Origin of the sequence: Kitasatospora sp. NPDC088264, from assembly GCF_040685715.1 — a bacterium.
GTDB lineage: Bacteria > Actinomycetota > Actinomycetes > Streptomycetales > Streptomycetaceae > Kitasatospora.
In genome coordinates this window covers 42951-53643 of record NZ_JBFBIR010000057.1, presented here as the reverse complement: position 1 = coordinate 53643, position 10693 = coordinate 42951, and the positions used below count along the sequence as shown (strand labels likewise).

Sequence of the window (10693 nt, the reverse complement as noted above, 5' to 3'; positions counted from 1 at the left end):
AGTTCTTCGCCGCCCTCGACGCCCTCCTGGCACGCGGTCAGCACACAGGCGCGATCCGCGCCGACCTCGTACCCGACGACCTCCACCGCATCGTCATCATGCTGGTCTCCGTACTGTGGACGATGGAACCCCACGAGAACGGCTGGCGCCGCTACCTGGCCCTCGTCCTCGACGGCCTCACCCCCACCGGGGCCCGCCCACTACCCTGCCCCGCCCCCACACTGCACACCCGCACACCCTGACACCGAGGCGGATGCCGGCCACCCTCGCGCGGTGGGGGCGGCCGACACCACCGACCGCTAGACCTGTCCGGTCGATCCTGCCGGAGAGGGCCTAGCGCGCCGGGTGCACCCGGATCGCCGAGGCCGGGCACATGGCGGCCGCCTCGCGGGCCAGTTCCGCCGCCCGTGCGCCGGGCTCGGCAACGAGCACGAAGACCTGCCCGTCCTCGTCCTGGTCGAACACCAGCGGCGCGGTCACCGCGCACTGCCCCGACGACACGCACCGCGAGGTGTCCGCCTCCACCCGCGCGACCGGCCGCTCGCGAGGCTGCTCCCCGTTCACCACAGGACCGGAACCTCGCTGAGGCCGCCCGCCAGCCGTTCGGCGTGGTCGCGCAGGCTCCGCGCGTCCACCGCCAGCCGCAGGCCGGGGAAGCGCCGGAACAGCGCGGTCAGCGCGACCTGCATCTCGGTGCGTGCCAGCACGTTGCCGATGCAGTAGTGACCGCCGTGCCCGAAGGCCAGGTGCGCGTTGGGGGAACGCGACGGGTCGAAGGTGTCCGGCTCCTCGAACACCCGCCCGTCCCGGTTCGCGGCGTTGATCGCCACCAGCACCGCCTCGCCCCGCGCGATCGCGGTCCCCGCGACGGTGACGTCCTCGCGGGCGTAGCGGGTCAGGCCCAGGCCACCGGGCGAGGCCATCCGCAGGACCTCCTCCACGGTGGCGCGGGCCAGCGTCTCGGGCTCGGCGGCGAAGCGGTCCCGCCGGCCGGTGTCGCTCAGCAGGAACAGGACTCCGAGGTCGATCCGGGCCGACGTCGTCTCGTGGCCCGCGAACAGCAGCCCCACCGCCAGCCGGGTCATCTCCCCCTCGGTGAACGAGGGGTCCTCCGCCTGCACGGCCAGGATGTCGCTGATCACGTCCTGTCCCGGCTTCTTCCGCTTCTCCTCGGCGATGCCGGCCACGTACGCCTCGAACTCGGCCATGGCCGCGGCGCCGTCGGCCCCGCCGTACAGCGCGGCGATCCGCTCCGACCAGCCGCGCAGCAGGCCCCGGTCCGCGACCGGCACACCCAGCAGCTCGCAGATCACCATCACCGGCAACGGGAACGACAGGTGGTCGTGCAGGTTGACGGCGCGTTCCGGCTCCCGTGAGCGCTCCTCCTCCATCGCGTCCAGGCAGGATGCGGCGAGTTCCCCGATCCGCTCGCCCAGCCGGCGCATCCGCGGCGCGCTGAACGCGGGCGCCAGCATCCGCCGCATCCGCGTGTGCTCGCGGTCCTCCTCCTCGGGCGTGGGGGCGGGGCGCGTGTGCAGCGCCGACTCCGAGATCCTCGGCGCGCCCTCGGAATCGGGGCGCAGCCGGGAGAACCGGGCGTCGCTCAGAACCTCCCGGGCCTCCTCGTAGCGGGTCACCAGCCAGGCCGGGTCGCCAGCGGGTGTCGTCACCCTCGTGATCGGACCTTCCTCGCGCAGACGCGCGAACAGCGGCGCCAGGTCCAGGGCGTCGGGGCGCTCGAAGGGTAACTGCGGTGCGGGGGCGGTCATGGTGGTCTCCTCACCGGCCAAAGGCCACAACAGCAGCGAACGCTTGGCAGAACCGCCCTCTCCTGCACGTCCGGACCAGGGCGGATGAGCGGCATCCCGGCCCAACAAGTGAGAGTCAGCTCTCTCTTCTCTCGGGAGCGTAACACCGTCGGCACGCACAGTCAGCCACCCGGCGAAATCGGCCTGTCCGGTGACCGGGCGGGGCCCCGGCTCGGTGAAGAACACCTGCGGCACGGCCCCCTCGGGGCATCAGCCGCGCCCGCACGCCGTCCGCTTCTGCCGGTCCTCGGCCGATCGCAGGACCGCCGGGCCACGCGGTCGCGTAGGCTCGCCCGGGTGCCGCCAAGGTGTGGGGCGGCGGCCGGGTCGCCGGGCGCGGCCGGGCCGGGCCGGGCCGGGAGGCAGGGGTGGGAGGCAGGGGTGGGTGTTGTCGGATCGTGCGCGGGCCGAATCGGTCCTCAAGGACGCGGCTGCCACCTGTGAGGCGCACCTGCGGCGCTGGGTCGGACAGTTGGAGGGCGCGGTCGGGCAGGTGGCGGCCTACCAGTTCGGATGGACCCGCGACGGATCCCCTCACCGGCGGCACGGCGGCAAGAACGTTCGAGCGGCCCTGGCACTGGGCTGCGCCCGGGCGGTGGGAGGGGACCCGGAGCGGGCGGTGCCCGCCGCCGTGGTGGTGGAGATGGTGCACAACCTGTCGCTGCTGTACGACGACGTCCTGGACGGCGACGCGCTCCGTCGCCACCGGGCCTCCGCCTGGGAGGTGTTCGGGCCGGGCGCGGCGACCCGGTCTGCCGACGCACTGCTGATGCTGGCGTTCGAGGTGCTCGCAGGCCCCGACGGCGAAGCATTCGCCGGTGAAGCCGTCGCCGGTGAAGCGTCGACGGCCCTGCTGGACACGCTCATCCAGCTCGCGGTCGGTGAGAGCCTGGACGTGCTGTTCGAGGCCGCGCCCCGCGTCGAGCTGTCCGAGTGCCTGGAGATGGTGTCGGGCAAGACGGCGTCGCTGATCTCCTGCGCCTGTCGGCTGGGCGCCCTCTACGGCGGCGGCGGGCCGGCGCAGGTCGAGACCCTGGCCGCGTTCGGACACGACCTGGGCATGGCGTTCCAGCTGGTGGACGACCTGCTGGGGATCTGGGGCGACGAAGCGGTCACGGGCAAACCGGTCTTCGCGGACCTGCGGGCCCGCAAGCTCTCGGTGCCGGTGGTGGCCGCGATGGCCTCGAACACTGCGGCGGGCGACGAACTGACCCGCCGCTACGCGCTGTCGGCCGGCCCTGGCCGGGCCGGGGAGGCGGAGCTGGCCCGGCTGGTGGAGGAGGCCGGCGGCCGGCGCTGGACGGTGGAGCGCGCCGCCGAGCACGCGGACGGGGCCCGACGCCGTCTGCGGAGCCTCGCCGACGGCCCCGGCGCGGTGGCCGGTGCCGTCGCCGACCTCGACGCGCTCTGCGAACTGATCGTCAACCGGTCGCACTGAACCGGTCGCCCCCGGCGCGGGAGGACCAGGGCGCCGGGGTGTCGAGGATGTGCGCACGACCCTGCCGGTAGAGCGCGGCGTCCACCTCCTTCAGGCGGCGCAGTTCCTGCGGCTCGTACAGGGCATGGACCACGGCCGGCTCGGCCCCGTGCCCGGCGGCCTCCAGCAGCGCGTTCGCCGCCGCCCGGCCGCTCTGGTTCGCGCCCTCCATGGTGGCCAGGTTCACCGGGCAGCGGACGAAGTCCCCGGCCATGAACAGGTTCACCGCGGCCGTCCGCGCCCGCGGGCGCAGCGTCCACGAGCCGGTGGTGTTGATCAGCAGGGCCTCGTCGTTGGTGGCGGGACCGGGGCCGTCGAGGTTCTTGACGGCCGGGTCCAGGTGCCAGGAGTGGAGCAGGCCGTCGTGGAGGGTCCGGCGGCGGCCGTCGTTGAGGGCGTCGGCGAGCTGGGCCCAGACCTCGGCGACGACCTCGGCCCGGGTGCAGTCGCGGGCCGGCTTGCCGTAGAGGATTCCGGGGGTGTCCCAGGAGGAGATGTCGACCGACAGGCAGTCGGCCACCGTCCCGTCGCCGTAGGTGGCGCGGAAGTCGGTGTCCCAGAACTGCGCCTGGCTGATGGAGGTCAGGGCCCACGGGGAGTCCTGGTAGATGACGTGGCCGCGGGTGATCGGGGTGGGCTCGGTGAGGTAGAACTGCAGGCCGACCATCCAGTCGGTGCGCAGGTCCGCCGTCTTCTTCAGCTCCGGGTCCGCCTCGGCCAGGCCGCGCTCCAGCAGCGCCCCGATCCGGTCGACCGGGAGCGCGCACACGTACCAGTCGGCGGCCGCTTCCCGCCGCCGGCCGCCCGGGCCGCGCAGGACGGCGCCGGCGACAGCGCGGCCCCGCACCGTCAGGCGCTCCACCTGCCAACCGAGTTCGAGCCGCACCCCCAGCCGCTCCAGGTGCCGCACCCAGGGGTCGATCCAGGCGGTGCTGGTCGGGGCGTTCAGGACCCGGTCGGCGGCCTGGGCCTCGCCCCGGCCGAGGAAGCCGTAGCCGAAGGCCTCCAGGAACCCCCCGACGGTGTGCGCGCTGCACACCTCCGCCCTGGCCGCCACGACCGTACGGGTCGCCCCGACGACGCACACCTTCCGGTACTCCTCGGAGGCGCCGTCGGCGGCGGTGAAGTCCCACCACGACATCTGCTCCCACTGCCCCAGCCGCCGCTGCGCGCTGCTGGTCATGTAGACGAGCAGCCGGTTGGCGAAGTACAGCAGTTCCTCGTTCAGCTCTCCCCCGGCGCCCAGCTTCATGCCCCGGGCCCGCAGGATCTGCAGGGGCGTCCTCGGACCGGCGGCCAGGGACACGTCGGAGACCGTCTCCCCGATCCTCCCCGACCGGGCGGACAGCATCTGCGGTGCCTCCCGCAGGTTGCCTTCCACCCCCGAGGGCGATCCCGGGAGGGGGATCCGCCGCATCGTGTCCGGCAGGCTCCGGTAGAAGCCGGGGAAGAACCGGAACCCGTGCTCGCTGGGCAGGTCGAGCCGCCCGCCGGTACCCGTCCCCGGAACCGAGGCACTACGGGCCTTCCCGCCCCACCCGGAGGGCTCCACCACGGTCACCTCGAAGCCGCGCTCCGCCAGCTCCATGGCCGCCGTCAGCCCGGCCACCCCACCGCCCAACACCGTGACCGTCCGGCCCGAACGCCCCGACACCGCACACCCCCTCCCCGGCCCACGGCCGCTCACCCGTCCCACCTGTCCCACCCGATCCGTACGGGAACGATAGAGCAGGTCGTGGCCGTCACCCCGGCGAAGCCCTTCCCCGCGACCCCCGGCACCCCGCGGCCGCGTTGTCGGCCCGAGCCGCCGGGCCGGCATCGACCTCGACATGTGGATCGACACGCAGGGCCGCACCCGCTACGCCGAGAAGCGATGGGCCACAGACGGAACACCGGTCGCCTTCACGATGGCTTTCAGCGACTACGGTCCGCCCGAGACCGTCGATCCCCCGACCACGACCGGCATCGCAGCTTGACTCTGCCGGGTAACTCGGGGTGGCCACGCACTCGTTTTCGCCCTGTCGGACGTCGACGAGTGGCGGGACGCGGGCCGTCACCGGCACGTCCAGTTCGCGTGGTATCGGGCCGACTGGAGTGGGTGTGTCGGCGAGGCGGTCGAGCAGCCGGTCAAAGGGCTGCCTGGCCGCCCTCGACGGCTGCCTGCTCGTCGTCGTCCGACGGGATGGACACGATCATCTTCTGCAAGTTTCCTTCGGCTTGCAGGAGTTGAGATCGCGTGGATTCCTTTGGACTGTCCACGGGTCTCGAACCCGGACCTGCCGGCGAACGGAGGCCTGGCAGCCGCGGGTCCCCGCCTGTAGCGCCACCCCATGACCGACGAGACCACGGCCAGGGCAGGCAGAGAGTTCTACACGTTCGACGGCCGGATCCTGGAGGTCTTCGGCAGCTCTCCGAAGCGGTTCCACATCCGGAACACGAACCTGCGGGTCGCGGGCCCCGACCGGAAGGGGAGGCGGACCGTCGAGATCGTCGCCGGCCCGCCCGAAGCCCCGGCGACGCAGCACACATGGCACCACTCGGCCGAGGAATGGCAGCAGGCACAGGGCCTGGAAGCCCTACTGGAACAGGTACGGGCGGGTATCGCGGCAGTCCGGGAGCACGGAGCCTGAGGGTTTTCCGCAACCGTGGTCGAGGACGGCCGCCGCGGCCCTGTCAGGAGTTCCGGTTCCTCCAGAAGGTCCTGTGCCACCGGACCTTGACCGATGGATGTGCCCGTCAGCCAACGGCTGACGCCGACGGGGCGAGCGCTGACGAATCGGTCCGTGACGGGTAGCCCCCCAGGACCGGTCCCGCCCCGCTGGACTCGTTCACCACCGCCGTCCTCGCCCGGGGAACGGAGGCCGTCGCCCGGGGGACGCCGGACGCGCCGTCACCGAGTAGGCCCTCGGGGCGCTGCAACGGTGTCCCCACCGCGCCGCCCCGGTCAGCGTCCGGCCGGGGCTGCCTGCGCGATGGGCCAGCGGGGGCCGCCCGGGCCGCCCTGCCATGCCCACTGCTCCTCAGGGGTGACGGTGATCCCGTAGTCGTAGCGGCCCGGCCGGCCGAGTTCCTCCCACCGGGTCCAGGCGGCGACCACCTCGTCCCCGAGGCGGCGCGGTCCGCCCTGAAGAAGCAGCGGCGCCTCGCCGTCACCGCGCGCGGTCACCGTCGCCCACGACCGGGTGCCGTCGTGGATCCAGGCGTTGAGGCCGTCGTCGTCCCGGGCGGTGAGCACCACAGCGTCCGGCACGGCCACCCGCAGGGCGAACCGCAGGTCCCAGTCGTCCAGCAGTTGCGAGTCACGGTCCAGCGCCTGGCGGGTCTCGGGCTCGGTACCGCCGCGCACCTGCGCGAAGGCGGCGCTGCCGGTGCTCGGCTGTGCCGGGCCGTGCCGGTCGCCCATGAACTGGGCCAGGCCCTGGACCCATCCTGTGGCGGACCGTCCGTCGTCGGCCACGGTCAGGGCGACGTGGCCCAGCCGCCCCCAGGGATAGACGATCCGTCCGCCCGGCCGTACCGCCGCCACCCAGGACCAGGGGACGGTCTCCACGGCGTAAGTGGCGTGGAGCCGGTCGACCGGGACGCCGCCGGGCGGGCCGCTGCGGGTGCCGTTGCCCAGGGTGACCTCGGCGTCGAGTCCGGCGGCCGCGAGGCGGGCGCGCGCGGATTCGGCCAGGTACCCGTCCACCTCGGTGGTCACGACCAGGCCGGGCCCGGCCCGCCAGGCGGCCAGCGCCGCCGTCCAGCCCTGGCCGGTACCGACGTCCCACACCCGGTGCCCCGGCTCCACCCTGAGGCTGTCCAGCATGTCCGCCACCACCGAGGGCGCGGACAGCGACGAGGACGGCCGGCCGCCGTCGAGCTGGGTGACGGCCGCGGAGTAGACGCCGGAGTACAACTCGGCCGCCCAGCCGTCCGGATCCGCCGAGCGGTCGAGCGGCACGTAGGCCCGGTTGTCCCACCGCCACAGCCGGTCCGGCGCGAACGCGTCGCGCGGCAGCGCGGTGAAGGCGCCACGCAGCCACGGCGAAGCGGCCGGCCACGCCCCGCACCGCTCCATCTCCGCGTCCAGGCGCGCCCGGCGCCCGGCCAAGTCCTCGTCAGCCACGGTTCTACTTGCGGTGCTTGCCGTCGGACGGCGGAGCCGGAGGGACCTCGCCGTCGGCGTTGTTGGGAGGCGGCGTGCCCTTCTGAGGATCCGGCGGCGGCTTCTCGTGCTCACCCATTTTGCTGCCCCTTCGGTCGTGTGCCGGACACGGTCGGCCGCCCATCCTCGCGCACCTCCACGCCACGCGGTAGACGGCGTGCAGGAGCACCCACGGGGCGCGCACGAGAGCGTCCGCCGCGCCCACGGGTCTTGGGTTCCAGCGGTCGACGCTCAGTCCTCCGAATCGGCGCTGCTCCGGTCGGCGTCCCGACGGAGGTCGGGCATCCCGAGGTGGACGGTAGACGGTTGCGCTGCACGCTCGCACATGGCCTCCAGCTTCTGCGCGGCGGCGGCCAGGGTGTCTCGATGGCGGCGACCTCGCCGAACCATCCCTGCTCCTTTGCCCCCTGGAGGCGGTCGACGAGGTTGGCGTGGATCTCCTGAAGGCGTGGCATCTGGGCTGGGTCCACCAGAAGTAGGGGCATCCGATACAGGCGTTTTGGGCCTCACTGCTTTCCACCACGGCTCCAGCGCGGGGCAGTTGGGCCCGACCTTCCATCTCGGCCGGGCCGGCCTGCTCGTCCGCGCAGACGTTGGCGATCCAGTGCCGCAGCTTGTCGCCTTCGCGGTTGGTCGTGATGATCACGAAGGTGCGGACGCGACCGGCGGCGGCCGTGAGCCCGGGTGAACGGGCGAGCAGTGCTTTCAGCTGCTGCTGGTCATCCTCGCGCAGGTGGCCGGGGTGGCCCATGATCCAGCGGGTGGCTTCGCGGGGCGAGGGAGGCCGTGCCGTCGGGGGTGTGGTCGCCCCGGACCGGCGGCCGGGATGCGGTGGAAGGACGTAGTCGCGCAGGGTGCGGCGGCGTGCGCCGCGTTCGCCGAGCTCACCGAGCTCACCGTGGAGTCGGGAGAGGTCCGTGCAGCCCTCGACTGCGCGGGCGACCTCTGCCTCACTGGACTCGCCTCCTGATCAACGCCACTCAACGACGCACTGTAGAGCAGCACTTGGCCGGAACCCGGTGAAGGAGAACGAGCGGGCAGGCCGGAACGGGCCTGGCCGGTTCCGGCCTGCCCAAGGTCCTTTCGAGGCTCCTGACCGGTGGTGAGACTGGTGACCGCCGCCAGGGAGCACCTGCCCGGGGCAGCACACCGGACCAGGTGTCACCGACCGCTGCTCCTGCAGGGCAGCCGTCACCTCCCGGTGTGCGCTCAGCGCCACGCACGGCCCGATCCCACCCCTTCCTCCCTGCTGGAGCTGTCATGCCTGCTGGAGCTGTCATGCCTTCGAACGCCTCCAAGCTGCTGCGCGTCACGCTCGCCGCCGCCATCGCCGCCTCCGGTGCCGTGGTCGTCACGGCCGTCACCGCCGGGAGTTCGTACGCGGCGACGACCTCCTCGGTCGGCGGCCAGATCACCCGATCGGAGATCCTCGCCCGTGCCCAGTACTGGTACGGCAAGTCCATCGGCTACGACCAGGGCGGCTCGTACCCGGACTCCTCCGGCCGCTCCTACCGCACGGATTGCTCGGGCTATGTCTCGATGGCCTGGCACCTCGGCACCAGCGCCAACACGCAGGGCCTCGCGGACAGCTTCACCTACCAGATCAGCCGCAGCGATCTGATGCCGGGCGACATCCTGAACTCGTACTACGACCACGTCATCCTCTTCGAGAAGTGGGACGACGCCGCCCGCACCACCTTCTCGTACTACTCCTTCGGCAGCACACCGGTGAAGCACCGGACCGGGGTCTCGATCAACGCCGCGGCCCTCGACTCGCACCCGAACGGCGACTACAAGGCACTGCGCTACAAGAACGTCGTCAACGACCCGGCGCCGGGTTCGGCGTGGGTGCCGGCGGTTGGTGACGGTAGTTCGGTGAGTGGTGTCGACGGCACGGCCTACACCTTCACCCGCAGCGTCGACGGTCATCTTCAGGGGACTGCCAGGTATCCGACCGACAAGTGGGCGACCGTCGACCTCACCAATGTCGTGGGCACTCCGATTTCGGCGGGTGGCGCGCCGAGTGCGTTCGCGATGAAGAACGGTGTCACCGGCGTGGCCAGCGCCAACGCCGCCAACGGCCACCTGCAGATCACGTATCGCGACGCCGCCGACAAGTGGGCCACCAGCGACCTCACCAACCAGGTCGGTACGCCGGTCACCGGGGGTGCGGTCCGTGCCACGACGGATCCCGATGGCACTCTCGCGATCTATTCCCGTGGTTCGAACGATGGCGGGCATCTGAGTCTCACCGCTCTCCAGCCGAACGGGAGTTGGGCCACCGTCGACCTCACCAACGTCGTCGGCACCCCGATATCGGCGGGTGGGGCGCCCGCGACCTTCACCCAGAAGAACGGGACCGTCGGTGTGGCCAGCGCGAATGCCGCCAACGGCCACCTGCAGATCACCTACAAGGACGCCGCCGGCCAGTGGGCGACCACCGACCTCGCCAACCAGGCCGGCACACCGGCCACCGACGGCGCGCTCAGTGCCACGACCGACTCCGACGGCACCCTCATGATCTACTCCCGCAGTGTCGACGGTCATCTCCAGGGGACCGCCAGGTATGCGAACGGCCAGTGGGCGACGGTCGACCTCACGAACGTCGTCGGTACCCCGGTCTCGGCGGGTGGCGCGCCCAGTGCTTTCACCATGAAGAACGGTGTCACCGGCGTGGTCAGTGCCAACGCCGCCAACGGCCACCTGCAGATCACCTACAAGGACACCGCCAACCACTGGGCCACCACCGACCTCACCAACAAAGTCGGCACCCCGGTAACCGACGGCGCCCTCAGCGCCACCACCGACCCCGACGGCACCCTCGCCATCTACTCCCGCGGCTCGACCGACGGCGGACACCTCAGCCTCACCGCCCTCCAACCCAACGGCCAATGGGCCACCGTCGACCTCACCAACATCGTCGGCACCCCCGCCAGCTGACCCACCACCCGAACCGAGATCGCAACGGCCCGGCTCTCCTCATGAGGGCCGGGCCGTCCGGCGTGGACGGGCGGAACCCCGCCCGCAGAGCAAGGCATCGGCGGCGGAATCGAGCCAGAAGTTCCGGCTGCCCCCCAGCGAGAGGGCATTGTGCTGAGGCCGTTGCCGTTGGTACGGCTTCCCGGACCCGCTCGGGGGTTCGAGCCCGGGAAGCCTCCCTCCACGGTGCCGGTAGCGGCCGCCGACAGCGCGCGGGGCTACGCCATGACGTCGACGGCCGGTGGGGTGGTCTGTTCCGGCGGCGAGGGCTCGGCTGCGCCG

Annotated in this window: 8 protein-coding genes and 1 pseudogene; 5 read left to right on the top strand and 4 right to left on the bottom strand. The window is 72.4% G+C overall.

Annotation, left to right across the window (positions count from 1 at the left end; genetic code table 11):
- Window positions 1–242: pseudogene (locus tag AB0O82_RS31175) on the top strand (hypothetical protein); the annotation flags it as partial.
- Between the two features lie 91 nt (window positions 243–333).
- Here the strand turns inward: AB0O82_RS31175 and AB0O82_RS31170 are convergent.
- Window positions 334–564: a ferredoxin gene (locus AB0O82_RS31170; protein ID WP_363587255.1), complete on the bottom strand. Its 231-nt coding sequence runs from the start codon at window positions 562–564 to the stop codon at window positions 334–336.
- Window positions 561–1769 (bottom strand): cytochrome P450, encoded by a 1209-nt coding sequence (locus AB0O82_RS31165; protein WP_363587254.1) that lies wholly within the window; start codon window positions 1767–1769, stop codon window positions 561–563. Before AB0O82_RS31165 ends, AB0O82_RS31170 begins: the two co-directional genes overlap by 4 nt.
- A 427-nt stretch (window positions 1770–2196) precedes the next feature.
- Here AB0O82_RS31165 and AB0O82_RS31160 point away from each other — a divergent pair, with 427 nt between their 5' ends.
- Complete coding sequence (locus tag AB0O82_RS31160) at window positions 2197–3246, top strand: polyprenyl synthetase family protein (protein WP_363587253.1); 1050 nt, start codon at window positions 2197–2199, stop codon at window positions 3244–3246.
- On the opposite strand, the gene AB0O82_RS31155 is transcribed toward AB0O82_RS31160, so the two are convergent.
- Complete coding sequence (locus tag AB0O82_RS31155; RefSeq protein WP_363587252.1) at window positions 3230–4939, bottom strand: FAD-dependent oxidoreductase; 1710 nt, start codon at window positions 4937–4939, stop codon at window positions 3230–3232. The two genes, AB0O82_RS31160 and AB0O82_RS31155, sit on opposite strands and share 17 nt — an antisense overlap.
- Before the next feature lie 175 nt (window positions 4940–5114).
- On the opposite strand from AB0O82_RS31155, the gene AB0O82_RS31150 reads away from it, so the two are divergent.
- Both AB0O82_RS31150 and AB0O82_RS31145 read left to right on the top strand, forming a co-directional pair.
- Complete coding sequence (locus AB0O82_RS31150) at window positions 5115–5261, top strand: hypothetical protein (protein WP_363587251.1); 147 nt, start codon at window positions 5115–5117, stop codon at window positions 5259–5261.
- Between the two features lie 354 nt (window positions 5262–5615).
- Window positions 5616–5915, top strand: coding sequence for a hypothetical protein (locus tag AB0O82_RS31145; RefSeq protein WP_363587250.1), 300 nt, complete (start codon window positions 5616–5618; stop codon window positions 5913–5915).
- A gap of 314 nt (window positions 5916–6229) precedes the next feature.
- Here the strand turns inward: AB0O82_RS31145 and AB0O82_RS31140 are convergent, their stop codons facing one another.
- On the bottom strand, window positions 6230–7393 hold the full coding sequence (locus tag AB0O82_RS31140) for a protein-L-isoaspartate O-methyltransferase (protein ID WP_363587249.1): 1164 nt from the start codon (window positions 7391–7393) through the stop codon (window positions 6230–6232).
- A gap of 1317 nt (window positions 7394–8710) precedes the next feature.
- On the opposite strand from AB0O82_RS31140, the gene AB0O82_RS31135 reads away from it, so the two are divergent.
- On the top strand, window positions 8711–10372 hold the full coding sequence (locus AB0O82_RS31135) for a hypothetical protein (RefSeq protein ID WP_363587248.1): 1662 nt from the start codon (window positions 8711–8713) through the stop codon (window positions 10370–10372).
- Window positions 10373–10693: the final 321 nt, after the last annotated feature.